This window comes from Amycolatopsis sp. NPDC000009, assembly GCF_055563465.1.
Window position 1 is genome coordinate 1 of sequence record NZ_JBVHDI010000028.1, and the last position, 25430, is coordinate 25430.

The following is a 25430-nucleotide window of genomic DNA, read 5'->3' on the forward strand; positions in this document are numbered from 1 at the left end:
TACCCATGCCCCGCCAACTCCGCCGGATCATCGTTCGCCCCGAGGTAGGTGTTGAGATCCATGTAGAGGAACACCTCGGACCGCTCACCCTTCCCACCCTGGCCACCGAGCAGCAGGTCGAGGGCGACGTCGGCGCGCAGCTGATCCAGAGTGCGGGTCTCCCCACCCGTTCTGAGGGCGCGGGCTTCGCGGTCGATCCGGGTGTAGGCGGCGGCGACCTTCTCCACCGGCCCGTCCTCGACCTCGATCGACGCCACCCCCGTCTCACCCTGCCGGATCGACAACCGCCGACCAGCGCGATGCCGCTCCACCCGACGAGCAGCACCGTCACGATCAGCCATCATCGCCGCATGATGCGCCGCCTTCCGAACCTGATCCGAGTTCCGGCCCGGCAGGCGGTCTTCCAGGACCGCGTCCACCGCACGCGCGTCGTCATCGGACAACCACGCCGTCGCGGCAGCGACCTTCATCGCCCCGTAACCACCCACCTGGCCACGGTCCAGCAACCCCAGAGTGCACGGCAGCCGGGTGGTCAACGCCTCGGCGGTGGACACCAGCCCGGCCGCGTGACCGTCCACAACCGACAACGCGAACGCGACCTCTTGCACCACACTCGCCGCACCATCACGGTGGCGGTTCAACTGCCCCAGCGCCCGGAACCGGACCGCCTCCAACCGCGCGATCCCCTCCGACGCCGCCACCGCAACAGCCACAGCATCACCGTCCTCCAACACATCCAGCCCGGCATTCACCTCCTCCAACAGACCAGCCGAGGTGATTTCCTTGAGAAGCGCCACAAGGGCGTTACGTGTATCCACACACCGAAACTACAACCGACCACCGACAAAAAGACATTTTCCCTTACACAGCAACACTAATCGACGTCGAGCAACCCCTCGGCACCATTCTCCAGCCGCCGCGCGATCTCCTCCGACCGTGGCAACATGGTCTTCTCATAAAGCGCCACAGCATCACCGGCCGAAGCAGAACCGGCCAGCGCGAGGGCGAGCTCACAAGCGTCGACCATGGCCAGGTTGACGCCGACGCCGAGCGGCGGCATCAGGTGAGCCGCATCGCCGAGCAGGGTCACCCAAGGCGTGTGCTCCCACGTGTGCGGGACGGGCAGAACGTACAACGGACGGTCGACGTACGGCCCGTCGTTGTCGGTGATCATCCGCAACATCGACGGCGACCAGCCGGAAAACGCGTCGAGCAGCCGGCCGCGGACATCCGTACCCGACCCGGCCCAGTCCGCGGGCAGCCGCTGGATGATGTAGACCCGGATGTGGTCCCCGCTGTTGCGCTGCGCGAAAAGGCACCGCTCGCCGTCGGCCGCCATCGCGCTGCCCTGGCCGACGAGTTCGGCGAGTTCGGGGTGCGCGTTCTCGACGTCGTCGAACCACGCCTCCAGGAAGGTGATCCCGGCGTATTCGGGCACGGCCGCCGAAACCGCCGGGCGGACCCGCGACCACGCGCCGTCGGCGCCGATGACCAGATCGGTCTCGATCGTCGCGCCGTCCGTGAAGCGCAGACGTCCAGGGGCCTCGACCCGCTCCAGCGTCCGTCCCCAGTGGACGGTGCCCGGCTCCAGCGAGTCGAGCAGGAGGCCGCGGAGCTGGCCGCGGTCGATCTCCGGCCTGAACATCTCCCCTTCGGCAGGGACATGGTGCTCCAGGAGACGTCCGGCGAGATCCAGTTTGCGCATCTCCTGCCCCTCCGGACGGGCGAGCGCGAGGAACTCGTCGAGAAGGCCGGCCTCGCGCAGGGCCAGCTGACCGTCGTCCGCGTGGAGGTCGAGGGTGCCGCCCTGGTTCCGCGCCCGGGGATGCGGATCGCGGTCGTAGACCGTCACGGGAACGCCGTGTTTCTGCAGGATGCGGGCACAGGTCAGACCTCCAGGACCCGCTCCGATGATGCTGATCGTCATGACCCCAGAAAAGCAGAACGAGTTAAAAAGTGCAACGAGTCAACTTAGTGACCGTGACAACTCATGCGGTAGGGTGCGTTCATGGAGACACCGGGACGGCGTGAACGCAAGAAGGCGGCCACCCGCCAGTCGCTGGCGGACGCCGCGCTGAAGTTGTTCCTGGAGCGGGGCTACGACCAGGTGAGCATCCGCGACATCGCCGAGGCGGCCGACGTCTCGACGACGACGCTGTTCAAGCACTTCCCCGGCAAGGAGGCACTGGTCTTCGACGAATCGCAGGACCGCGAAGAACGCCTGGTCGCCGCCGTCCGGAAGCGCGAAGAGGGCCAGGGCATCGTCGAGGCGCTCCGCGAGTACGTGCTCGCGACGTGGGTTCCACTCACGACGCGTCCCCAGTACGCCGAGTTCACCGCGCTGGTGACCGGCACCCCGGCGCTTCAGGAATACGGCGAGCGCATGTGGACCCGGCACGCCGCGGCCCTCGGCGTCGCGATCGCCGAAGAGACCGGCGCGGCCTCCGACGACATCGCCTGCCAGGCGCTCGCGCGCTTCGTGCTGGACATTCCGGCCCTCACCCGGGGCCGCCCGGACCCGCGGGAGGACGTCGAGAGGATCTTCGACCTCCTCGAACGCGGCTGGCGCTAGTCCTCGTCGGGACGGGAACCGCGCAGCGAGCCCGGATGCGCCTTGGCGGAGGGATCCTTGCGGGTCTTGAGCAGGCTCGCCACGGTCACCACCACAAGGATGCCGATGATCACCGAGAGGCTGACCGGCGTCGAGATCTCCGGAACGCTCTCGTCGATGTCCACGTGTGCCCAGTGCAGGATCAGTTTGATCCCGATGAACCCGAGGATCACCGCGAGCCCGGCCGACAGGTACACCAGACGATCGAGCAGGCCCTTCACCAGGAAGTACAGCGCCCGCAGGCCCAACAGGGCGAAGGCGTTGGCCGCGAAGACCAGGTACGGCTCGTCGGTGACACCGAAGACCGCGGGGATCGAGTCCAGCGCGAACAGCAGGTCGATCCCGCCGATCGCGAGCAGCACCACGACCAGTGGCGTGCCCACCCGCTTCCCGTCCACTCGGGTGAGGAGTTTGCCGCCGTCGTATTCGGTGGACAGCGGCAGCAGCCTCCGCGCGGACCGCACCACCACGTTGTTCTCGACGTCCGGATCCTCGTCGCGATGCCGGAACAGCTGGACGCCGGTGTAGATCAGCAGCAGCCCGAACAGCAGGAACATGAAGGAGAACAAGGAAAGCAGTGTGGCGCCGAGCGCGATGAAGATCGCGCGCATGATCAGCGCGACGACGATGCCGAACGTGAGCACCTTGTGCTGATGTTCCTCGGGTACCGCGAAGGTGCTCATGATGATCACGAAGACGAAGAGATTGTCGACCGACAAGCTCTTCTCGACGATGTACCCCGCGAAGTACTGCTGCCCGAAGTCGCCACCGTGCGCGAGCGTCAGCCAGACACCGAACGCCACCGCGACCAGGATGTAGCCGACCGACCAGGCCACCGCCTCGCCGAAGCCGACCTTGTGCGGACGCACGGCCGCGATGATGAGATCGAGTGCCAGCAGCCCGAGCACCAGACCGATCGTGACGATCCAGGTGAGAGCATCGATCTGGAGCATGCCACGATCCTAAGCGCGACTTCCCCGGTCCGCATTCGCATGACCCGGCGCCGCGTCCAGCAGCGCGGCGAGCACGGTCTTGAGCAACGGGTGGTCCGCGCTCCCCCGCCGGACGGCGGCGAACACGCGGCGCAGCGGCGGTTCGCCGCGCAACGGGACGGCGACGGCTCCGGGGACGGCGGCGAAAGCGTTGCGCGGCACCAGCGCCACGCCCTCGCCCGCGGCGACCAGGGTGGTGATCGCGTGGAAATCGTCGGAGACGTGCCGGATCGCCGGGTTTGCGCACACGATCATCAGCACGTCGCGGCACGGATTCCCGGGTTTCGGCGCGATCCACTCATCGTCGGCGAGTTCGTCGATGTCCACTTCGGACGCTTCCGCGAGCCGGTGCGCGGTGGGCAGCACGACGTCGAAGGGCTCCACGTACAGGGGGAACCGGGTGAGCCTGCTTTCATCCGTCCGTGGCGAGAGCCGGTACTCCTCGGTGATCGCCAGATCGACCTCGCCGTCGAGCAGCAGCGGGATGCTCGCGTGCCCCTCGACGTCCTGCACCTGCATGGACACCCCTGGCGATCCGGCCCGCAGGGAGGCGATCGCCGGCGCGACGACCATCGTGATCGCGGAGGCGAAACTCGCCAGCCGCACCATGCCCTGTACGCCGGAATCGAGCGCGGCCAGGGTGGCCTGCGCCCGTTCCAGTTCGGCGGCGACGGCGTTGGCGTGCACCACCATCAGTTCCCCCGCCGGGGTCAGCGAAACACGCCTGCCCCGGCGGCGAAGCAGCTGCTGGCCGCACTCGGCTTCGAGGGCGGCCAGCTGCTGGGAGACCGCGGACGGCGTCAGGTGCAGCGCCTGGCCCGCCGCCGTCACGGTGCCGTGGTCGGCGAGGGCACGCAGCACGCGCAGCCGTCGCGGATCGATCATTCGTCCATCATGGACCTAGCGGTCACGAACGCGTCGACGGCCCGGTTGACGTCCTCGGTCGAGTGCGCCGCCGACATCTGCGTCCGGATCCGCGCTTTGCCGTGCGGCACCACCGGGTACGAGAAGCCGATCACGTAGATGCCCTGGTCGAGCAGCAGATCCGCCATCTTGCCCGCCTTGGCGGCGTCACCGATCATCACCGGGATGATGGGGTGCTCGCCCGGCAGCAGGTCGAAACCCGCCTCGGTCATCCGGCGCCGGAACAGTTCGGTGTTGGCGCGCAGCTTGCCCAGCAGGTCGCTCGACGAGTCCAGCAGTTCCAGCGTGGCGAGCGCGGCCGCGGTGATCGACGGCGCCAGCGAGTTCGAGAACAGGTACGGCCGCGAACGCTGCCGCAACATCTCGACGATCTCCGCACGGCCGGAGGTGTAGCCGCCGCTCGCGCCGCCCAGCGCTTTGCCGAGGGTGCCGGTCAGCACGTCGACCTTGTCCTGCACGCCGAACAGCTCCGGCGTACCGCGACCGGTCGGCCCGGTGAAGCCGACGGCGTGCGAGTCGTCGACCATCACCAGGGCGTCGTAACGCTCGGCCAGCTCGCAGATCTCGTCGAGCGGCGCGAGGTAGCCGTCCATCGAGAACACGCCGTCGGTGGCGATCATCCGGTAGCGCGCGCCGGACGCCTCCTTGAGCCGGGCTTCCAGATCCGCGACGTCGCGGTTGCGGTAGCGCATCCGCTTCGCCTTGCAGAGCCGGACGCCGTCGATGATCGACGCGTGGTTGAGCTCGTCGGAGATGATGACGTCCTGATCGGTCAGCAGCGTCTCGAAGAGCCCGGCGTTGGCGTCGAAACAGGAGCTGTAGAGGATCGTGTCCTCGGTGCCGAGGAACTCCGACAGCTTCGCCTCGAGCTCCTTGTGCGGCTGCTGGGTCCCGCAGATGAACCGCACCGACGCCATGCCGAAGCCCCAGCGGTCCAGCGCCTCTTGCGCGGCCTTGATCAGCTTGGGGTGGTCGGCGAGGCCGAGGTAGTTGTTGGCGCAGAAGTTGAGGACGTCGCCGTCGCCGACACTGACCGAAGCCCGTTGCGGCCCCTGGATCACCCGCTCGCCCTTGTACAGCCCGGCTTCCCGGATCTCGGCGAGCCCGGCCTTGAGGTCGTCGCGCATCGCGCCGTACATCAGTTCTCCGTCCAGTCCAGAATGACCTTGCCGCAGCGGCCTTCCCTGGCCGTCGCGAACGCCTTCTCGTATTCGGTGTAGCCGAACCGGTGGGTGATCACCGGCGAAATGTCCAGCCCCGCCTGCAGCAGCACGGACATCGAGTACCACGTCTCGAACATCTCGCGCCCGTAGATCCCCTTGATCTGGATCATCTTCAGCACCACGGACGCGATGTCGACCGACACCTCGGAAGCGGGGAGTCCCAGCAGCGCGACGCGGCCACCGTGCGACATGTTCGCGATCATGTCGCGCAGCGCCTCGGGCCGCCCGCTCATCTCCATGCCGACGTCGAAGCCTTCGGCCATGCCGAGCCGCTCCTGCGCGTCGGCGATGGTCGAGGAGGAGACGTCCAGCGCGAGGTCGACGCCGACCTTGCGGGCCAGTTCCAGCCGGTGCTCGCTGACGTCGGTGACGACCACGTTGCGCGCGCCCGCGTGGCGCGCGATGGCGGCGGCCATGATGCCGATCGGGCCGGCCCCGGTGACCAGCACGTCCTCCCCGATGACGGGGAAGGACAGCGCGGTGTGCACGGCGTTGCCGAGCGGGTCGAAGATCGCGGCGATGTCGAGGTCGACCTTGGTGCGATGCACCCAGGCGTTCATCTCGGGCAGCACCGCGTACTGCGCGAAGGCGCCATCGGTGTGCACGCCGAGGCCCTTGGTCCTGGCGCACAGGTGCCGCCGCCCGGCCTTGCAGTTGCGGCAGCTTCCGCAGACCAGATGGCCCTCGCCGCTGACCAGGTCGCCCACCTTGACCGTGGTCACCGACCGGCCGATCTCGACCACCTCGCCGACGAACTCGTGCCCGATGACCAGCGGCGCGGCGATGGTTCGCGACGCCCAGTCGTCCCAGGAGTCGATGTGCAGATCGGTGCCGCAGATCCCGGCGCGCAGCACGCGGACGGCGACGTCGCCGGGGCCGACGGCGGGGTCCGGCACGTCGGTGAGTTCCAGCCCGGGTGCTCGGTCGGCTTTGACCAATGCCTTCATGGCGCGAAGTCTGGCCCGACCGTGCTGTTCAGTCCATCGCGAGTTTCTGAAATCCCTCGTTAGAGCAACTTCACAAGGAGCCCGGGACCCGGACCGACACGAAGTCCGGCTTCGGCACCACCTCGAAACCGATCGACCGGTAGAGCCTGATGGCCGAGGTGTTCGTCGCCGCCGCGTGCATCATCGGGCGTTCGCCGCGGGCCCGGATCCCCGCCGCCACCGCGCGGATGAGCCGGGCCGCCAGTCCTTGGCCGCGATACGCCGGGTCGGTGCAGACGGCGCTGATCTCGGTCCAGCCGGGCGGGTGCATCCGCTCCCCGGCCATCGCGACCAGCTCGCCGTGGCGCCGGATTCCCAGGTATGTCCCCAATTCGATGGTCCGCTTCCGGAACGGCCCCGGTTTGGTCCGCTCGACGAGCTCCAGCATCTCCGGGACGTCGTCCGGCCCCAGCACGACGGCTTCGGGCTCTTCGGCGGCTTCGAGCGCGACGTCGACCAGCCGGACCCCGGCGATCCTGCCGAGGACTTCCCAGTCGGCCGGGACGGGCAGCGCGTTGTGGACGGTGACCGTCTGGCCGGGACCCGCCAGCGCGGCGACATCGGCCCACACACCGTCGTCCGGCTCGGGCGGCAGCGCGAAGAAGGGCGCGACGTCGACCTGATAGCGCAGCACCTGGCCGGAGCGTTCCGCGAAGTGGGCGTGCGGCCCGGTCAGCGAAGCCCACGCCGGGTCGTCGAAAGGGGTGACCATGACGGCTCCGACACCGGCCGGCGGGCTTTCATTCCCGCTCCCACATCCTGAGCGCTCAGCCGCCCGGCACGAGCAGCGGCGAATGCGGGTCGAGTTCGATACCGCGTTCCCGGAGCGTGTCGTCGATGACCCGCCAGATCCACCGCACCAGCTGGCTCGCGAGCTCCGGGAGCTCGATACCGCACGGGTTCTCCAGCCAGCGCGCGGCGCTCGTGTCGACGAGGCCGACCAGCCCGAAGGCGAGTGGCTCGGCGATCCGGCCGTCCAGGTCGAAGGTGTCGAGGTAATGCTTGAACAGGATGGACAACTGCCGGGCGATCGCCGTTCTGACGTCGGTGATGGCATCGCCGCCGCGCCGTCCGGCCTGGGAATGCCGGGCGAGGTAGCGGTAGAGGTTCCCGTGTTCGGCGAGCCAGCCGGTATGGGCGCCGACCGCCATGGTGATCAGCTGCATCGGCGTCCCGCTCGGGTCCCACAGCGGGGCCAGCTCGGCGGTGATGAGCCGGACGGCACGGTCGGCGATCGCGCGCTGCAGGTCGGCGGCGTCGTCGAAATGCTTGTACACCCGCGTTCTCGCCACCCCCGCCTCGTCGGCGATCTGTTCGGTGGAGACCTCCGGACCGTGCGCGGCGATCGCGCGCAGCGCCGCGTCGACGAAATCCCGTCGGCGGCGCTCACGCTGTCCCGCCCAGCGCGCCGCGCGGCCGTCCGGCCGAGGCACGTCGGCTTCAGGCGTCATCCCCCAGAGTTTATCGGCGGCCGGTTAACGGGTACACTGCCGTACCCGTTACTTTGGGTATGCAAATCGGCCCGTCCGGGAGACCGCGATGAGGGAAGACGTCGACACCACGGCGGACGCCACGCTGCTCGATGCCTTCCGCGCCGGTGACATCGCCGCCGGCGAGACACTTTTCCGGCGGCACGCCGAGCCGCTCCGCCGGATCGCCGCGGGCTGGGTCGCCGATCCCGCCGAACGGGACGACCTCGTCGCCGAAGCCTTCGTGCGCGTGCTGAGCGTCATCCGCGACGGCGGCGGCCCGCGGGAGAACCTCCGCCCCTACCTCGCGGTCACCATCCGGAATCTCGCGGCCAAGTGGAGCCACCACCACAAACGGGTCGAGTTGTACGGCACGACCCCGGCGGTCGAAGAGGCCGCCGGGGTCGTGGGTGCGGAAGAACTCGTCATCCTCCGCGCGAACGCCCGGCTGGCGTGGACCGCCTATTGCGCGCTCCCCGGCCGCTGGCGGACGGTGCTTTGGCGGACCGAAGCCGAAGGCGACTCGCCGAAGGTGGTCGCTCCGCTGCTGGGAGTCTCGCCCAACGGCGCCTCCGTGCTGGCCCTGCGAGCCCGCGAAGGACTCCGCCAGGCGTTCTTGCAGGCGCAGGTGCCCGAAACGGGAACGCCGTGCTGCCAGGAGGCGCGGCGCCGGATGGGCGCGTGGCTCCGCGGCGGCGTGCCGGGCCGCCGGGCGGACCTGATCGCCGCGCATCTGGCGGGCTGCGAACCCTGCCGCACCGTCGCCACCCGGCTCGACGAGGTCAACCGCGAGATGCCGCCGGGTGTCCGCGCCGTCTCGGCCTAGGAGATCAGCCGGGCACCGGGGCGCCCTCCCCCGCGATCCGCAGCGCCTCCACCAGTTCCCGGTACAGCGTGTCGGTGGCGAGCAGATGCTCGTGGCTGCCGCTCGCCCGGACGCGGCCTTCCTCCATCACCACGATGGTGTCGGCGTCGATCACCGTGGACAGCCGGTGCGCGACGGTGACCACGGCGCCCTCGCGCGCCAGCCGCCGGATGCAGTCGTGGATCGCGCTCTCGGTCCGGCCGTCGACCTGCGCGGTCGCCTCGTCCAGCAGCACCACGTCCGGTGTACGCAGGATCGCCCTGGCCAGCGCGATCCGCTGCCGTTCCCCGCCGGACACCGACGTCGACGAAAGCGGCGTGTCCAGGCCGTCGTCGAGTGCGGCGATCTTGTCGCTCAGCCGGACTTCACCGAGAGCCCGCCGCACCTCTTCCTCGGTCGCGTCCGGATGGGTGAAGAGCAGGTTCTCCCGGATCGTCCCCGGCACGATCGGTGTCTCCTGCTCGACGTAGGCCAGCCGGGCCCGCACGTCCGCGTACGGCAGGTCCGCGTACGCGCGTCCGTCCAGCAGCAGTGAACCGGACTCCGGCCGCACGAACCGCATGATCAGCGACAGCATCGTGGTCTTGCCCGCGCCGGACGGCCCGACGATCGCGGTGTGCCCGCGTCTCGGGATCTTCAGCGACACGTCCCGCAGTGCCGGATCGCCACCGTAGCCCGCGGTCACCCCGCGCAGTTCCAGTACGGGACCGGCCTTCCCCGCCGGCGTCGTCCCGGTGGACGCGCGGTCCTCTTCCACCTCGAGCGTGTCCATCTCCCGGATCCGCCCGGCCGCGGCGATCCCCGCCTGCAGCGCGGTCATGTTCTGGCTCAGCTCGGTGATCGGCTCCATCAGCGCGAAGGCGTACAGCAGGAACGCGATGAGGCTCGACACCTCGAGCAGGCCCGCGTCGACCCGCCAGGCGCCGAGGCCGAGGATCACCAGGGTCGCGGCCTGGATACCGGTCCAGGCCACCACCCAGGCGACGGCCTCCCGTCGCACCGCGCGGACGCCGTGCGCGGCGGCGGCTTCCGCGTCGACCAGGATCCGGTCGGACTGCCGGGCTTCGGCCCGGCTGGCCTTCACCGTGCGGATCGCCCGCAGCGCGCCTTCGAGGACACCGCCGAGACGGCCTACGCGGTCCTGCGCCTTCTCCTGTTCCTTCGCGATGGCCGGCATGAGCCACGTGAACAGCGCGATCACCACGAGCACGGCCGCCACCGTCGTCGCCAGCAGCACCGGGTCGAGCACGCTCATCAGCACCAGGGTGCCGACGAGCATCACCACGCCGTTGATCAGGCCGATCACACTGGACGACGCCGCCTCGCGCAGCAGCACCGTGTCCGAGGTGACGCGGGTGACCAGCTCCCCCGTCGGCCGCTTCGTGATCGCCGGGATCGTCGCGCGGAAGAACCGCCGCACCATCGATTCCCGCGCCTTCAGCACCACCCGCTCGCCGACGGTGCCGAGCAGGATCCACTGCGCCAGCCAGATCACCGCGCCGATCACCATCAGGCCGGCCAACGCCAGCACCGGACCGGCCAGCGACGCCGACGAACCGAGCGAGTCGAGCACCCACTTCGTGACCATGGGCGTGGCGAGACCGGCCGCCGAACCGAGCAGGGCGAGCACCAGGCCGATCGCGAGTGCCCCCTTGTGTGGTCTCGCGAACGACCACAGCACCTTCAATCGTGGAGTATTCATGGTTCCCAATGGAACACGAGTGTTCTAAAACCGTCAAACGAGTTCCATATCGGGAGCGAGGTACGGTACCGGCCATGAGTGAGGGTGTGGTCACCGAGACGGGTGTCCGGGCGAGGACCCGGCGCGCGATCCTGGACGCGGCCATCGAGACGTTGACCAAGCAACCGAGCGCCTCGCTGGCCGACATCGCGGCGGCGGCGAACGTCGGGCGCACCACGGTGCACCGGTATTTCGCGGAGCGTTCGGACCTGATCGACGCCATCAGTCACGACGCCCTCGACAAGGTCACGCTGAGCACCCGGCGGGCCAGGCTCGACGACGGCCCGGTCCCCGTCGTACTGGCGCGGTTGTGCCAGGAGTACTTCGAGCACGCCGACGTCTTCCAGCTGCTGTTCACCATGCCGGAGCTGATGACCCGGCCCGAATGGGCGGAGGAGAGCGACGACGACCGGCTCCTGCTGCGGCTCATCGAACGCGGGCACGCCGAGGGCTCGATCGATCCGGCGATGAGCAAGGAGTGGTTGCTGCAGCTGCTCTGGAGCATGCTCTATACGGCCTGGGAGCTGGTGCGCGACAAGACACCGAAGCACGAGGCGCTCACGTTGTGCCTGCGCAGCCTGGAAAAGGTCATCGCGGTCGGCTGAAGTCCTCCGAAGTGATGACGCGGACACGCGCTTCTTCGAAGATCCTGTCCCGGTGACAGAAAAACCGGTACCCGCCTGGGGAATCCTCTTCGGCGGACTGGCGGCGTTCGTGGCCGCACCCGCTCTGCTGCTGGCGACCGGGCACGACACGATCAAGCCGTCCGCGGATTCGGACAAGACGCTTTCCCTGGCTGGAGCCCTGCTTCCGGCGCTGGCCGGGATGCTGCTCGTCCACGGGATCCCGCTACACGCACCGAAACTGCTCCCCGACGCGGCCGATCGTCGCAGGCTCCGAAAACAGGCGATGGCCCTGGTGCTCATCGCCTTCCTATGGCCGCTGGCGTTGTTCCTGGTTTCGGCGGCGGGACACCATGCGCTCGTCCGAGACGTCTGGGCGCTCGCCAAGCCGCTCGTGTTCTTGGTGCTGCCGTTGATTCTCCTGCGCACGCGGGGGGAACCCGATCCGTTCCGGCTCACGTGGTGGCCCCGGCAGACTTGGCGATGGCTCGCGCCGATCCCGGCCGTGCTCGTGTTCGGCTGGCTCTCCGTCCTCGGTCCGCTCGCGCCGCCGCTCCCCACCTCCGAGGACTACCCCGACCCGGTGTATCTGGCGGTCGGCGCCACACTGACCTTCTTCACCGCGAACGTCCTCGAAGAGGTCTTCTTCCGCGGCATGCTGCAGACCCGGCTGGAGGCGCTTTTCGGGCGGTGGCCGGGAATCCTGCTGGCGGCCCTGCTGTTCGCGTGGCTGCACCTGCCGACGCACGGACAGGGATCACTCCCGCTCACCCTGGGCGCGATCGTGGCCTTCCAAGGGTTCTTCGGCCTGTTCACCGGCTACCTGTGGTCGCGCTACCGCAACCTGTGGGCACCGATCGCCGCGCACACCGCGATGAACACCGTGCCCCTGCTGCTGATGGTCTCGTGAGTGGTAAGGACGGTTAGAACCGTCCTTACCACTCACGAGACGGCCGGGCGGTCAGGCGCCGATGGTCGCCGCGTCGATGACGAACCGGTACCGGACGTCGCTGTTCTCGACCCGGTCGTAGGCCACGTTCACCTGGCCGGCCGAGATCGTCTCGATCTCCGCGCCGATCCCGTGCTCGGCGCAGAAGTCGAGCATCTCCTGCGTCTCGGCGATCCCGCCGATCATCGAACCGGCGAGCACCCTGTTCCCGCCGAGCAGCGAGAAGGCGCTGTAGGACAACGGTTCGCCGGGTGCGCCGACGTTCACCATCGCCCCGCCGACGCGCAGCATGCCGAGGTAGGAGTCGACGGGCAGCGTCGCGGAAACGGTGTTGAGGATCAGGTCGAAGCGGCCGCGCAGCGTCTTGAACGTGGACGCGTCACCGGTCGCGAAGTAGTCCTTCGCCCCCAGCTTCAGGCCGTCCTCCTGCTTCTTCAGGCTCTGGCTGAGCACGGTGACCTCGGCGCCCATGGCGACCGCGATCTTGACCGCCATGTGGCCGAGTCCGCCGAGGCCGACGACGGCGACCTTCTTGCCCGGCCCGGCACCCCAGCGGTTCAGCGGCGAGTAGGTGGTGATGCCCGCGCACAGCAGCGGAGCGGCGACGTCGAGGCCGATGCCTTCCGGGATGCGGCAGACGAAGGCGTCCTTCACGACGATCTGGCGGCTGTAACCGCCGTAGGTGTTCTCGCCGTCGAAACCGACACCGTTGTACGTCTGGATGTTGCCCTTGACGCAGAACTGCTCGGTGCCCGCGACACAGTATTCGCACTCACCACAGGAATCGACCATGCAGCCGACCCCGACGCGGTCCCCGACCTGGTACTTCGTCACGCCGGAACCGACCGCGGCGACGACGCCGGCGATCTCGTGCCCGGGCACCATCGGGAAGATCGCGGTGCCCCAGTCCTCCTTCACCTGGTGGATGTCGCTGTGGCAGATCCCCGCGTACGCGATGTCGATCAGCACGTCGTCCGGACGCAGGTCGCGACGCTCGATCGTCGTCGGCGACAGAGCGGCGCCCGGGGACGGCGCGGCGATGGCGTGCGTGGTCGTCGTCATGAAACCCTCCGAGAAACAGTGAGACCATGTAAGAGGTCACTTACAACCAGCGTAAGAGGGCTCTTACATATTCCGCGACCGGGACGGTGTGATCCACGACATGGGCGGCAAGTACCATCACGGCGATCTGCGCGCCGAACTCGTGCGGGTCTCACTGGACCTGATCGCCGAAAAGGGGCTCGGCGCGTTCTCGGTCGCCGAGGTCGCCAGGCGCGCGAAGGTCAGCCCAGGCGCGCCCTATCGGCACTTCCCAGACAAGGAGAGCCTGCTGGCCGCGATCGCGGCCACCGTCGCCTGCCAGCTGGCGGACAGGGTGCAAGGCGCCATCGAGGCCGAGAGCGAACCCATCGCCGCACTCGCCGCGGCCGCCGGCGCGTACACGGAATACCTCATCGAACGCCGGGCCGGGATGAACATCATCTACTCGGACGGTTTGCAGGGCCCGGAGCACGCCGCACTGCACGAGCAGACCCGCCGACTGACCGACCAGTTCGTCATGCTCTGCCTGACCGTCGCGGACCGGCCGCAGGACGGGCTCGAACTGATGGAGCAGCTGTTCACCCAGGCGCACGGCTACGGCACGTTCTACCTCGACGGCGTCTTCACGAAACAGGGCTACTCCACGGAAGTCGTCGTCCGGAAGTCGGTCGAGGCCGCCCGCGCCGCCATCGAGGGCCGCACGAAGAATGTGACGTGATTCACGTCTGATTTGTCCGATTACCGGGACTCCCCGCACCGACAGGATGCGAAGCGCAATCCTTTCGACAACGAGGAGAACCGCGTGAGCATCGGGCAAGAAGTCGGATCGTGGCGGGAATTGGGCCGCCATACGAGCACGGCGGCGGTACTGGCGGGCGGCGTGCTCGTCGGCGCGATCACCATCTACGTGGCGGCGAGCCTCCTGCCGACCGCCATCCAGGAAATCGGTGGACGGCCGCTGTACGCCTGGACCATGACGGCGTTCCTGGGCGCCCAGGTCGTCGCGACCATGCTGGTGGGCCGGGCTCTTTCCCGTTTCGGCGGCAAGGCTTCCTATCTGATCGGTTTCGGTGTCTTCGCCACCGGCTCGGTCCTGTGCGCGGCGAGCCCGTCGATGCCGATCCTCCTGATCGGGCGCGGGACACAGGGGCTCGGCGCCGGCCTGCTGACCGGGCTCGGCTTCGCCCTGATCCATTCGGCGTTGCCGCCTCGGCTGTGGAGCCGGGGCAGCGCCCTGATCTCCGCGATGTTCGGAGTGGGGAACTTCGCGGGTCCCGCGCTCGGCGGTTTCTCGGCACAGTTCGGTTCGTGGCGCGCGGCGTTCGCGGCCCTCGCGGTAGCCGCGGGTGTGCTGGCGTTCTTCGTGCCACGCGCGCTCCCCGCCGTCGAACGCCCGGCCCAGTCGCCGCCGGTCCCGGTCGTTTCGCTGGCCCTGATCGTCGGCGCCGCCGGGGCGGTGAGCGTGGCCGGGATCCTGTCCGGCGTCCTCGCGACGGCGGCCTTCATCGCACTGGGTCTCGTGCTCGCCGGTGCGTTCCTGGTGACGGAAAACCGTGCGGCGGCGAGTGTTCTGCCCGCTTCGGTCTACCGGCGGGGTTCACGGCTGCGGTGGATCTACCTGACCATCATGGTCCTGGCGTCCGGCGTCGCGGTGGAGACGTTCTTGCCGCTGTTCGGCCAGCGGCTGGGCGGGCTCCCGCCCGCGGCGGCGGGATTCTTCGCCGCCGCGCTGTCCTTGGGCTGGTCGGTGAGCCAGCTCGTCAGCGCTTCGGCACGTAAGGCACGACGGCTGGTACTGGCCGGGCCCGCCTGCCTCGCGGCCGGGTTGGCGCTGCTGGGGCTGTTGCAGACCGAGCAGCCGTCGCTGCCCGTCGTACTCGCCTGGCTGCCGGTGCTCTTCCTCGGTGGCACCGGAATCGGCATCGCGATGCCTCATCTGTCCGTCGCGGCGATGACCTCCGCCCCGGACGGCGAGGGCGGGCAGGCGGCGGCCGCGATCGCGACGATCCTGACGATGTCGACCGCGTTCGGCGCGGCCGTCGCCGGGTTGCTGGTCAACTTCGGCGGCGCTTCGGTGGTCACGTCGGCGAGGTGGCTGTTGTTCGGTTTCGCGGCTGTCTCCGCGCTCGGCCTGTTCACCGCGCGCCGCGCGGTCTGAGTCCGGTCAGTTCCGGGAGCGCCTCGTGCGCACGCGCGGGAGCGCTTCCGGGCAACGGCCGTCGCACCGGATATGCGCCCAGACGATCTTGCCGCCCCGCACCGGCTCACGCCGGACGCCCCATTGCACCGCCACCCCGTCGACGACGAGCAGTCCGCGGCCGCGGGGATCCTCGAACTGCGAACTCCGCGCCCGGGGTTGCTCGACGCTGACGTCCGCGACCTCGATACGCACCGCGCAGGGTGTCACGCCACGCCACAATTGGATGTGGCGTGCGCCACCCCCGTGCACGTAGGCGTTGGCGACGAGTTCCGTCGCGGCCAGCAGGACGTCGTCGCGATGCCCCTCGCCGAGATCGGGAAGGCATCTGACCACCCAGGCACGCATGTCCGGCAACGCCCGAGGCGTCGTGGCTCGCAGGTCGAGCACCCAGGTTCCCGGCACCGGATGCTCCGCGATACTGATCATGGAGCCACCCTTCCCGTCGCGCGCGCGACCTCCCTGCTGAAGTCGCACATCCGGGTTACCCAGAACGCCCGCCGATCAACCCGTGTCGAAGTTCATCGGACCGCGATACCCTCGAGCACCGTCTTGACCACGGCTTCCACCTCCGGCGAAGTGGTCACCGCCGGGCCGTGCGGGAGCAGACCGGAGAGCACCGTTTCATGGCAGACGCCGACCAGCATGGCCGCCGCCGCGCCCACATCGCCGTCCAGCCTGCCGAGTTCCTTTTCCGCGCGCAGGTATCCGGCGAGGCGATCTCGCCAGGTCTCACCGTCCTGTCCCCCGAAGCGCGCGAGCACTGCGGGGCGGGCGAGCAGCCCGGCGAACGCGGGCAGGATCTCTTTGTGCAGAGCCAACCCGTACACCAGCTGGGCGCGGAGATTGGCCTCGACCGTAGCCGAACCGGGCTCGGGCAGCTCGCCGAGCCCGGCTTCCACTCTCCGTACGTGCTCGGCCAAGGCGTCGGCCAGCAACTCCTCCTTGTCGGCGAAATGGTTGTACAACACGCCATCGGCGACTCCCGCCGCGCGCGCGATCGCCCGCACCGTGAGTTCCGCGGTGCCGTGCGCGGAAATCAGGTCCGCGGCGGTATCGATCAAGTGCTCGCGCAGGCTCCGGCCGTCCTCCGTGTGCCGCAGGGCGGCCGCTTTCCTCGGTGACATCAGGATTTCGCGCTGACCAGCCAGGCCGCGCCACGCAGCCGGACACCGCCGGGCCCTTCGAAGGGACGTAGGGCGGCCGAAAGCGCTTCTCGCGCGCTGTTCGCGGCTTCGGTGCTCACCTGGCCGAGGTGATACTTGACCGGGCCCCAGTCCGCGATGAACCGGGCGGCGTCGGCCAAGTCGCTTCCCCAGACCTGATCCGCCTCGACGCGAGCGGCCGTGACGTCGAGGAATCCGGCGTCCGTCAGCACCGAGCGAGCCCGTTCGGGGTCGGCGAACGCCGTCGGGCCGGTGCCGTCCTCGCCGGTCGGGGTCGGCAGAAACGGTGCCAGTGCACCGAAAACGGCACCGAGGTCGGTTCCGGCGAGCCCGGTCATGCACAGGAACGCGAGCCTGCCTCCCGGCTTCAGCGCCCGGCGCACGTTCGCGAAAGCGGCGACCGGGTCCGCGAAGAACGTCACCGCGAACCGGCTGAGTGCTACGTCGAAAACCCCGTCCCCGAACGGAAAGACCTGGACGTCGCCCTGCTCGAACTCGACGTTCGCCACGCCTTCGGCCTCCGCTCGGGCCCGCGCCGTGGCGAGCATCGGCGCGGACAGGTCGATCCCGGTCGCGCCCCCGAGCGGAGCACGGACGGCGGCGAGCCGGGTGACCTGTCCGTTGCCGCAGCCGATGTCGAGCACCCGGTCCCGCTCGCCGATCCCGGCGGCGTCGAACAGGAACTCGTTGAAGCCGCTGTTCACCGCGTCGTAGCGCTCGTCGTGCTCGGCCCAGTGCCGCCCCTCGTAGCCGTTCCACGCCTCCGACTGCGCGGTGTTGACGATGCCGGACATCCCACAACCTCCTCGTTATGAACACACGTTCATGAACACGTGTTCATAGTGATCGGAGTCCGCCCCCCGCGTCAAGCGGTGACGGCGAATTCGGCGGTACGGACCTTGCCGTCGTGCTGGAAGTCCAGGAACAGCCGATAGGTTCCCGCCGTCGGGAACCCGGCGAAGAACGTCACCTCGGGACCGGCCGCGGTCCGGCCGTCACCGGGCGCACCGTCGGGGTGGACGTGCAGATACGCGAGGTCGCCGCCGCGCAGCGCGACCAAGTGCCCGTAGGCACCCAGGTACGGCTGGAGATCGGTGACCGCACGGCCGTCCTTCGTGACGGTGAGGGTCACCTTCGACGGCATCCCTGGCACGAGTTCGCCGTCGAGGCGGACTTCGTAGCCGTCGACCTCCGCGACGCGCGAGGTCCGGTATTCGACGGGACGGAAGTCCCCGGCGGCGAAGAGATCGGCGCCCAAGGTGGCCGCCTCGCCACCACTGGGCTTGAAGTCGGCGAAGACACGGTAGACCCCGGCGTCGGCGATGGTCAGCGGGACCGACCACGTGCCGTCGTCGCCGAGTTCGGGGTGGGTGTGCTGGAAGCCCGCGGTGTCACGGCGGACGACGATGAGGTGCATCCGCTTTTCGTGTTCGACGTCGTAGGCGGTCACCGGCACACCGTCGGCGCCGAGGATCCGGAAGGTGAACGAAGCCGTCTCCCCGGGAACGAGCTTCGTAGTGGTGGGCACGAGGGTGTAGCCGCCCTTGGTCGACGCGAGCCCGGCGGGTTCGTGGCCGTGCGTGCCGTGCGTTGCTGTGTTCATGGACCCACCATATATACGCCAGGGGGGTACTAGAGAGCGACGCTCGTCACATACCCCCAAGGGGTAACCGCGCACCAGGGGACGGCTCCGCCGGACACGGCGCCGGTCCGTCCACTTCGGACTGACCGCAATACCTCTCCCCACCCGAGATCCGCGACCGGCTCGGCAGGCGGCCGACGATCTCCGCGGACGACGCCGCGCTCGCCCTGGTCGCTGCTGGACGGCAGCGAACTCCCGGCCGGCTGACCCGTCAGCACCGGGACGGAAGCCAGCCGGGCGTGGTCACGACCCGCTCGGGCGCCACGGGCATCCGCGAGGTCTTCGGCCCGAAGACGAAGCCGACGAGCCCGCCGGGACAGACAGGCACCGCGCCGGGCCCGTCCCGCGTCCCGGATTCGCGCCAGGCGACCGGATCCAGCCCGGCGCGCCACACCTTCCAGAACGACGCTCCGTCCCGATGGCCGGTACAGGGATCACCGGCGGGCAGGCCTTCGACACGGCAGACGTAGCGGAAATCGCCATATGGCCCCGGCCCGTCCCCCAGCCGCACCGCGAGCCCGGAGTGTTCTAGCGCGGTCCGCGCGTCACCGGGTGAGCCGGACACGCATCGCACGAGTACTTCGGCCTCCACGCCGACCGCGACCGTCACCCCTTCCGTTCCCTCGCAGGCACCCGTTCGCGCGACGGGGTCCACGGCGGGCAAAAGGGCCACCAGGCCGAGAAGGATCGACAAGATCGACATCTTCGAATACTACGGGTGTCCTCCCGGCTGCGCACAGTGAATCTTTCGGTGCGAGGCGACATGAATCACGCTCCGTTTCGCACGAAAGGAGAGAATATGTCGGAAATTGCCCTGTTCAGGGGACTTGCACATTCTTCGGCAGCGGAAAAAGATGTGTTCTTCTCGCGCGCACCACTCCATCGGGTGCGGCTCTTCGAAAGGTTCAGAGCGTGACGCGCAGGCGCCTTGTCGCATTCGTCGTTCCCCTCGCCCTAGCCGGATTCCTGCTCACCGCGGGCGGCACCGCCCACTCGCGGCAACCGTCGCAGAGCCCGGTCGACATCTCGCCCGGTGCGATCAGGTTCGATCCGACCCTGCCGAAACTGGAGATCTCCTACGGCCATTCGGAGCTGGACCTCGAATACATCCGAAAGGACGCCTCGGACACCAACGGATGCAGTACGAGGAATCACGAAGAAACCGAAGAGGCGGTGGTCAGGCCGGGCACCGGGCATGTCACACTCGCCGGGGTCCGGTACGAACTCGAACAGTTCCATTTCCACACCCCGTCCGAACACCGTTTCCAGGGCCGCACCGCTCCGCTGGAAATGCATTTCGTGCACCGGAGCGCCGCCGGGAAACTACTGGTGATCGGCGTGCCCGTGCGCTCGGGCGCCGGGTCGCCACTGGACCGTATCCTGGCGAAGCTCGCGCCTGAGTGCGGCGGAACCGTGGCGCTCGGGGACTTCGACCTCGCCACGCTCCTGCCTCGCGAGCGGAGCACGTTGCGGTACGACGGGTCGCTCACGACGGCCCCGTTCACCGAAGGTGTGCAGTGGTTCCTGATGGCCGAACAGACCGTCTCACCCTCGACGATCGCGCGGTTCCAAAGCCTGTTCGGTGCGGGCAACGCCCGCGCTCCCCAGCCGCTCAACGGACGGCGGCTGACCGTCGTACCCCAGTTCTCGTGAGCGGCAAGGACGGTTAGAGCCGAGGGCGTCCCAGGTGGCTCCTGATTGAGATGGCCACTTGGTCGCAGGTCCGTGAAGGCCACCGGCGTTTCATCGGGATTTCATGGCTCCGCTTTACGGTTCCGGCACGGATCCGCGGCCGCGGACCGCTGGTCCACGAGGAGACGTGCATGAGCCCGGCGAGCCGGACCCCGTACAACATGGTGGTGCCCAGAGACGACGCGCCGAGTCCCGGGGAACGGGACGGGCTCGTCGGGCCGGGCTGGAGCTGGGCGGCGTTCTCCACGCCGTGGGCCGACGGCCGCCCGTCGCCGAGGTACCGCTGGACGCTGTTCGAGACGGCCGACCACGCCGTCGAAGACCTCCGTCGCTGCCTCGAAAACAGCACCGTCGGCAGGCGCGGCGCTCTCTGCTCCTCCGTGCTCCGCACGCGTGGGGCGCCGCGGGAACTGGTGCTGTGCGACGGCGCGGAATGGGCTTACGTCGTCCACGAGATCCGCGCCGGGGTGCACCTGGCCGACGCGGCCGACGCCTACTTCGCGCGCTGGAAGACGAGCATGGCGGGGCACCGCTTCACCATCGTCAACGCCGGCGTACCGACTGTCTGGTGAGGTCCAGACCTTCCAGCGCGAGGGTGCGCTGAAGGGAATCACCGTCGGGCCCGATGGTGGTGAGCACCCACTCGAAGTGTTCCCTGGCGGCCACCGGATCGCCGGCGGCGAGATGGGTGCGGCCGAGCCGGTTGCGGATCTCGGACTCCATCCCGACGATCGTCTCCTCCGTGACCGCCGTCAGCGCCCGCCGCTGGAGTTCGAAAGCCGCGTCGAGATTTCCCAGCTCCAGCTCCGCGGCGCCCAGCCTGGCGAGGCTGGTGGCGGTCAGCAGGCCGTCCGTGGTCTCCTCGGCGAGTTCGACGGACCGCCGGAGATCCAGCGCGGCTTCGGCGAACCTGCCGGTCTCCAGCCGGACGGTGCCACAGTGGCACAGCACCCTGGCCAGCATCCCCGGGCTGCCGATCTCCTCGCTCAGCTCACGAGCCCGGCTGAGATGGGTGAGTGCTTCCTCGTACTCGCCCTGCAGGTAAGCGAGATAGCCGAGCGCGGAAAGCGACCGTTCGGCGAGCCAGCGGTCCCCCACCTCCTCGGCCAGAACCATCACCCGCCGCATCCCGGGGATGGCGAGATCGTGCCGTCCCGCGATCAGATCCGCCATGGTCAGGCCGCCGAGCGCCCGCGCCTCCACTCCGCGGTCTCCGGACGCCTGGCCCGCTCGCAGCGCGTCGTCGAACCAGCCGCGCGCCCGGTCGAGCTGGCCTTGCATGGCATAGGCGTAGCCGAGACAGAACCGCAGCGACGAGACGAGTCGTTCGTCTTCGGCCTGTTCGGCCAGCGGCAACGCGACCTGCAACGCCGTCCGGCATTCGTGGTACCGCTGCTGCCGCGCGAGATAGTCGACCAGGCCCTCGGCGACCGAGCACGCGAGGTCGGCCAGCCCGGCTTCGGCCGCTTGCGACACCACCTCCGGCAGATCGCCGGCCGCGTCGAGCCAGGCGGAAGCGTCACGCTGCCCGGTGAACGGTCCCCCGGTCTCCAAGGGGAATCGCGCGACACCCCACTCGCTCGCCCGGCGAGCAGCGCTGAGGTAGAGCCGGTACACCCGTTTCCGAGCCGCGTCGGCGGCGTCTTCCGGCATCTCCCCGGCGAGCCGGCGGGCATAGACCGCCACGAGGTCGTGCAGCCGGTAGCGGCCGCTCGCGGGCTCCTGCACGAGGCTGGCGTCGACCAGGCTTTCCAGCCGCCGCTCGGCTTCGGCCGGCGAGCAGTCCAGCAGGGCGGCGACCGTCAGCCGGTCGAACTCCGTCGTCGGTGACAGGCCGAGCACGCTGAACGCGGCCTGCTCGGCGGGCCTCAGCTGGTCGTACGACAGGCGCAGTGCCACCTCTACACTGCGATCCTCGGCCGTCAGTTCGCCGAGCCTGCGTTCGTCGTCCGACATCCGGTCGACCAGGTCCTTGAACGTCCACATCGGACGGTTCTGCAGCCGGGCGCCCGCGATCCGCAGCGCGAGCGGCAGCCGCCCGCACAGTCCGGCGAGCGCGCGCACGGCGAACCGCTCCCCCTCTGCCCTTGGCGCCCCCACGATGCGGCTGAGCAGTCGCTCGGCGGCTTCGAGACCCAGCGCGCCAAGGGAAACGCGGCGGTCGGCGTCCAATCCGGACAGACGGCGGCGACTGGTCACCAGCACGCGGCTGCCCGGCCCGGACGGCAGCAGCGGCCGTACCTGCCCGGCCGACTCGGCGTTGTCGAGCACCAGCAGCAACCGCAGCTGCGCGGTCGCCGCCCGCCACGACGCCGCCAGTTCGTCGAGATCATCCGGCATCGCCCCGTCCTCGACACCGACCGCGCGCAGCAGCCGCCGCAGCGCGCGCTCCGGCGTCACCGGCTCGCGGCCTTCGGTGTAGCCGTGGAGATCCACGAACAGCGCACCGTCCGGATAGGACTCGCGGAGCCGGTGGGCCGCGCGCACCGCGAGCGTGGTCTTCCCCGCTCCGGGGACACCGTCGACGGCGTCGACCGAGACCGACTCCGGATCGCCGTCTTCGACGAGCAGTGCGAGTTCCCGGTCCCTGCCGACGAGTTCGCCGTTGGTGGCGGGCAGTTCGTTGCGGATCCGGCGGGACGGCTCACGGCGCGGCGCGACACCGAGGAGCGCTTCGTCCCCGCGCAGCACCGCCTCCTGCACCTGCCGCAGCTCCTCACCCGGCTCGACGCCGAGCTGCTCGATCAGCCGTTCGCGGACGTCGGTGAACACCTCCAGTGCCTCAGCCTGCCGCCCGCCGCCGTAGAGCGCCTTCATCAGCAACGCGGCCAGCGGCTCGCTCGGCGGATCGGCGGACACCAGCGCCGACAGTTCGCCGATCACCTCGTCGAACCGCCCGAGCTTCAGCTGTGCCCCCAGTTTCCGGCGCAGCAACAGAAGCCTGCGTTCCTCCAGCCGTCGCCGCTCGCCCTGGACGAACGCGCCGGGCAGCCCGGTCAGCGGCTCGCCGTGGAACAGCCGGAGCGCGTCGGCGAAGGTGTCCACCGCGGCGACGAGGTCGCCCGACTGCTCGGCGGCGGCCGCGACGGCGGCGACCTCCTCCAGCCGGACCACGTCCAGCCGGACCCCGCCGCTGGCGAACCGGTAGCCGCCCCGATCGGACACGATCACCGAGTCCCGCGGCTTCTGGCCAGAGGTGTCCAGGCATTGCCGCAGCCGCCGGACGTACACCGGCAGCACGTTCGACTCCGGCGGCTTCTCCCAGAGCCCGTCGGTCAGTTCGTAGTGGCTGACGGTCACGTCCGGGCGCAGCAACAGCGCGGCCAGCACGGCCTGCTGCCGGACCGGCCCCAGGTCCAACCGGGTCTCCCCGTGCCAGGCCCGCAACGGGCCGAGTAGTTCGAAGCGAAGTCGCGAGTCCGGCATGATCCCCCCATCGTTGCGCATCAGCCCGGCACCACGATCCCGTGGTCGAACGCGTACACGATCGCCGCCGCCCGGTCCCGCAGCTGGAGTTTGGTGAAGATCCGGCCGATATGGCTTTTCACGGTCACCTCCGAAATGACGAGTGCCGCGGCGATCTCCGCGTTGGTCAGCCCGCGGCCGATCGCCCTGAGGACGTCCTGCTCCCTCGGGGTCAGCAGTTCCGGCGAGCGTCCGCCGCTGCCGTTCCCGGCGGCCTGCCGGTACGCGGCGAGCACCCGCCCGGTGACGCCGGGGTCGAGCCACGCGTCGCCGTCGGCGACCGCCCGTACGGCCCGGATCAGGTCCTCGGCCGGGGAATCCTTGAGGACGTAACCGGCCGCGCCCGCACGCAGCGCGTCGGCCAGGAGGTTGTCGTCGTCGAAGGTGGTCAGCGCGAGCACCGGCGGATGCCCGCCGGACCGCCGCAGCCGCCTGGTCGCTTCGACCCCGCCGACGTTCTTCATCCGCAGATCCATCACGATGACGTCGACCTCGTGCGCGGCCAGCGCCGACGGCACTTCCGAACCGTCGCCGCATTCCCCCGCGATGACGAACCCGTCGCGGCGCCGCAGGATGCGCCGCAGCCCGGACCGGACCAGCTCCTGGTCGTCGACCAGCAGTACCTGGATCTCGGCGGCGGTCACAGCTTGACTCCCGGCACGGTGACCTGCACGATCCACTGCCTGCCACTGGGCCCGGCGCTGAGATCGGCGCCGAGCTGGGCCGCGCGGACGGCCATCCCCGCCAGTCCCGAACCGTCCTCCGCCGCGCGCCGGACGGTCGCCGGGAGGGTGTTGCTGACGATGAGTTTCAGCCCCGAACGGCCTGCGTTCAGCCGGACTTCGGCGGCCGCGCCGGGGGCGTGCTTGACGACGTTGACCAGTGATTCCTGCACGATCCGGTAGAGGCCCAATCCTTCAGAGGCGCCTACCCGGCCGAGGTCGCCTTCCTGTGTATAGCGCACCGCCAGTCCGGCGCTGCGAGTGCGTTCCACCAGCGTCGCGATGTCCTCCACCCCCGGCAGCGGGGCACTGCCCGACGGGGAGTCGGCGAGCAGGCCGACCGTGCGGCGGATGTCGGCCATCGCGGCCCGACCCACCTGCTCGGCTTCGGTGAGCGCTTCGATCGCCTCGTCGACGTCGCGGTCCTGCTGCAGCGCGTGCCGGGCGCCGGTCAGGTGCAGCAGCGTGATGCTGAGCGAATGACCGACGACGTCGTGCACCTCACGCGCGATGCGCTGCCGCTCGGCGAGCAGGGCCTTGTCGCGGGAGGCGTCCCGGTTGCCGCGTTCGGCGTCCAGCACCCTGGTGTACCAGCGGACCATGAGCCCGCCGCTGAGGCCGAGCAGGATCGCGACCATGTACACCGGCCCGCCGATCAGCCCGCCCCAGATCCCGGCCACGATCAGGACCGCCTCGCTCGCGACGGTGACGATGGCGATCGCCCACGTCGTCCGCAGGACACTGCCCGCTTCGGTGGCCGCGACCAGCAACAGCAACGGCGCGAAATCCGGCAGCACCGGCTCGATGAGCAGCACCGAGGCGGCGATGATCAGCGCCGTCATCCTCACCCACGGCATGATCCAGTCGGTGATCGTCCAGATCACCGACGGCGCGATCACGATCAGACCGGCCAGCGCGATCGGCTCGGGCGGCAGCAGCGCGTCGCGCTGCACCAGCGCGACCACCGTGAACACGAAGCTCACCGCGCTCGCGCACAACGCCCCCCACCACGGCAGGGTCAGCCCGGCCCGGGTGAGACTCGCCTGCACCCGTGCCCGGAACCGGTCCCGCAAGATCTCCAGCACGGCATCAGCCTAGGAAGTCCCGATGAGCGAGTCATCG

General features: G+C 69.5%; 26 protein-coding genes. 8 read left to right on the plus strand and 18 right to left on the minus strand.

From position 1 onward, the window contains the following. Positions 1-818: DUF222 domain-containing protein (locus ACZ3HL_RS40805; protein ID WP_465537101.1), on the minus strand; the 818-nt coding region annotated here is incomplete at its 3' end. A gap of 56 nt (positions 819-874) precedes the next feature. Further along, entirely contained in the window at positions 875-1927 is a 1053-nt protein-coding gene (locus ACZ3HL_RS40810) for an FAD-dependent oxidoreductase (RefSeq protein ID WP_465537102.1), read from the minus strand. Positions 1928-2008: 81 nt separating this feature from the next. Between ACZ3HL_RS40810 and ACZ3HL_RS40815 the strand changes: the two genes are divergently transcribed. Beyond that, positions 2009-2572 (plus strand): TetR/AcrR family transcriptional regulator, encoded by a 564-nt coding sequence (locus ACZ3HL_RS40815; RefSeq protein WP_465537103.1) that lies wholly within the window; start codon positions 2009-2011, stop codon positions 2570-2572. Here ACZ3HL_RS40815 and ACZ3HL_RS40820 read toward each other — a convergent pair. The 6 genes from ACZ3HL_RS40820 to ACZ3HL_RS40845 form a co-directional block, all read right to left on the minus strand. Then, the gene (locus ACZ3HL_RS40820; protein ID WP_465537105.1) at positions 2569-3564 is read right to left on the minus strand and encodes a TerC/Alx family metal homeostasis membrane protein; all 996 of its coding nucleotides are present in this window, start codon (positions 3562-3564) and stop codon (positions 2569-2571) included. The genes ACZ3HL_RS40815 and ACZ3HL_RS40820 overlap by 4 nt on opposite strands. A 9-nt stretch (positions 3565-3573) precedes the next feature. Next, entirely contained in the window at positions 3574-4488 is a 915-nt protein-coding gene (locus ACZ3HL_RS40825) for a LysR family transcriptional regulator (protein WP_465537107.1), read from the minus strand. Beyond that, complete coding sequence (locus ACZ3HL_RS40830; protein WP_125736137.1) at positions 4485-5666, minus strand: glycine C-acetyltransferase; 1182 nt, start codon at positions 5664-5666, stop codon at positions 4485-4487. Before ACZ3HL_RS40830 ends, ACZ3HL_RS40825 begins: the two co-directional genes overlap by 4 nt. After that, positions 5666-6697: an L-threonine 3-dehydrogenase gene (tdh, locus tag ACZ3HL_RS40835; RefSeq protein ID WP_465421049.1), complete on the minus strand. Its 1032-nt coding sequence runs from the start codon at positions 6695-6697 to the stop codon at positions 5666-5668. The genes ACZ3HL_RS40830 and tdh overlap by 1 nt, the downstream gene beginning before the upstream one ends. Before the next feature lie 70 nt (positions 6698-6767). Further along, complete coding sequence (locus ACZ3HL_RS40840) at positions 6768-7448, minus strand: GNAT family N-acetyltransferase (RefSeq protein ID WP_465537109.1); 681 nt, start codon at positions 7446-7448, stop codon at positions 6768-6770. A gap of 55 nt (positions 7449-7503) precedes the next feature. Next, positions 7504-8187: a TetR/AcrR family transcriptional regulator gene (locus ACZ3HL_RS40845; protein WP_465421053.1), complete on the minus strand. Its 684-nt coding sequence runs from the start codon at positions 8185-8187 to the stop codon at positions 7504-7506. 88 nt (positions 8188-8275) lie between these two features. Between ACZ3HL_RS40845 and ACZ3HL_RS40850 the strand changes: the two genes are divergently transcribed. Beyond that, positions 8276-9031: a sigma-70 family RNA polymerase sigma factor gene (locus tag ACZ3HL_RS40850; RefSeq protein ID WP_465537111.1), complete on the plus strand. Its 756-nt coding sequence runs from the start codon at positions 8276-8278 to the stop codon at positions 9029-9031. A gap of 4 nt (positions 9032-9035) precedes the next feature. Here the strand turns inward: ACZ3HL_RS40850 and ACZ3HL_RS40855 are convergent, their stop codons facing one another. Then, positions 9036-10772, minus strand: coding sequence for an ABC transporter ATP-binding protein (locus tag ACZ3HL_RS40855; RefSeq protein WP_465537113.1), 1737 nt, complete (start codon positions 10770-10772; stop codon positions 9036-9038). A gap of 74 nt (positions 10773-10846) precedes the next feature. Here ACZ3HL_RS40855 and ACZ3HL_RS40860 point away from each other — a divergent pair, with 74 nt between their 5' ends. Continuing rightward, positions 10847-11416 carry a TetR/AcrR family transcriptional regulator gene (locus tag ACZ3HL_RS40860; protein ID WP_465421059.1) on the plus strand — a complete coding sequence of 190 codons (570 nt, stop codon included), beginning with the start codon at positions 10847-10849 and terminating at the stop codon, positions 11414-11416. A 52-nt stretch (positions 11417-11468) separates the two neighbouring features. Beyond that, the gene (locus tag ACZ3HL_RS40865; protein WP_465537115.1) at positions 11469-12344 is read left to right on the plus strand and encodes a lysostaphin resistance A-like protein; all 876 of its coding nucleotides are present in this window, start codon (positions 11469-11471) and stop codon (positions 12342-12344) included. Between the two features lie 51 nt (positions 12345-12395). Here the strand turns inward: ACZ3HL_RS40865 and ACZ3HL_RS40870 are convergent, their stop codons facing one another. After that, the gene (locus tag ACZ3HL_RS40870; protein WP_465537117.1) at positions 12396-13445 is read right to left on the minus strand and encodes an NAD(P)-dependent alcohol dehydrogenase; all 1050 of its coding nucleotides are present in this window, start codon (positions 13443-13445) and stop codon (positions 12396-12398) included. Between the two features lie 88 nt (positions 13446-13533). Here ACZ3HL_RS40870 and ACZ3HL_RS40875 point away from each other — a divergent pair, with 88 nt between their 5' ends. Next, a complete protein-coding gene (locus ACZ3HL_RS40875) occupies positions 13534-14142 on the plus strand; it encodes a TetR/AcrR family transcriptional regulator (RefSeq protein WP_465421065.1) in 609 nt (202 codons plus the stop codon). Positions 14143-14226: 84 nt separating this feature from the next. After that, positions 14227-15582 (plus strand): MFS transporter, encoded by a 1356-nt coding sequence (locus ACZ3HL_RS40880; protein WP_465537119.1) that lies wholly within the window; start codon positions 14227-14229, stop codon positions 15580-15582. A 6-nt stretch (positions 15583-15588) separates the two neighbouring features. On the opposite strand, the gene ACZ3HL_RS40885 is transcribed toward ACZ3HL_RS40880, so the two are convergent. The 5 genes from ACZ3HL_RS40885 to ACZ3HL_RS40905 form a co-directional block, all read right to left on the minus strand. Then, a complete protein-coding gene (locus ACZ3HL_RS40885; RefSeq protein WP_465421069.1) occupies positions 15589-16050 on the minus strand; it encodes an ATP-binding protein in 462 nt (153 codons plus the stop codon). 92 nt (positions 16051-16142) lie between these two features. Then, entirely contained in the window at positions 16143-16748 is a 606-nt protein-coding gene (locus ACZ3HL_RS40890; protein ID WP_465537121.1) for a TetR/AcrR family transcriptional regulator, read from the minus strand. Beyond that, complete coding sequence (locus tag ACZ3HL_RS40895) at positions 16748-17581, minus strand: class I SAM-dependent methyltransferase (RefSeq protein WP_465537122.1); 834 nt, start codon at positions 17579-17581, stop codon at positions 16748-16750. Before ACZ3HL_RS40895 ends, ACZ3HL_RS40890 begins: the two co-directional genes overlap by 1 nt. A gap of 71 nt (positions 17582-17652) precedes the next feature. Further along, positions 17653-18390 (minus strand): hypothetical protein, encoded by a 738-nt coding sequence (locus ACZ3HL_RS40900; protein WP_465537124.1) that lies wholly within the window; start codon positions 18388-18390, stop codon positions 17653-17655. A gap of 250 nt (positions 18391-18640) precedes the next feature. Further along, entirely contained in the window at positions 18641-19132 is a 492-nt protein-coding gene (locus ACZ3HL_RS40905; RefSeq protein ID WP_465537126.1) for a hypothetical protein, read from the minus strand. 209 nt (positions 19133-19341) lie between these two features. Here ACZ3HL_RS40905 and ACZ3HL_RS40910 point away from each other — a divergent pair, with 209 nt between their 5' ends. Together ACZ3HL_RS40910 and ACZ3HL_RS40915 are read left to right on the plus strand one after the other, a co-directional pair. Continuing rightward, on the plus strand, positions 19342-20082 hold the full coding sequence (locus ACZ3HL_RS40910; protein WP_465537127.1) for a carbonic anhydrase family protein: 741 nt from the start codon (positions 19342-19344) through the stop codon (positions 20080-20082). Between the two features lie 170 nt (positions 20083-20252). Continuing rightward, positions 20253-20693, plus strand: coding sequence for a hypothetical protein (locus ACZ3HL_RS40915; RefSeq protein WP_465537130.1), 441 nt, complete (start codon positions 20253-20255; stop codon positions 20691-20693). Here ACZ3HL_RS40915 and ACZ3HL_RS40920 read toward each other — a convergent pair. The 3 genes from ACZ3HL_RS40920 to ACZ3HL_RS40930 are packed head-to-tail and all read right to left on the minus strand — an operon-like array spanning position 20665 to position 25393. After that, complete coding sequence (locus ACZ3HL_RS40920; RefSeq protein ID WP_465537131.1) at positions 20665-23568, minus strand: AfsR/SARP family transcriptional regulator; 2904 nt, start codon at positions 23566-23568, stop codon at positions 20665-20667. The two genes, ACZ3HL_RS40915 and ACZ3HL_RS40920, sit on opposite strands and share 29 nt — an antisense overlap. Next, a complete protein-coding gene (locus ACZ3HL_RS40925) occupies positions 23568-24230 on the minus strand; it encodes a response regulator transcription factor (protein ID WP_465421085.1) in 663 nt (220 codons plus the stop codon). The genes ACZ3HL_RS40920 and ACZ3HL_RS40925 overlap by 1 nt, the downstream gene beginning before the upstream one ends. Next, positions 24227-25393 (minus strand): sensor histidine kinase, encoded by a 1167-nt coding sequence (locus ACZ3HL_RS40930; protein ID WP_465421087.1) that lies wholly within the window; start codon positions 25391-25393, stop codon positions 24227-24229. Before ACZ3HL_RS40930 ends, ACZ3HL_RS40925 begins: the two co-directional genes overlap by 4 nt. Positions 25394-25430: the final 37 nt, after the last annotated feature.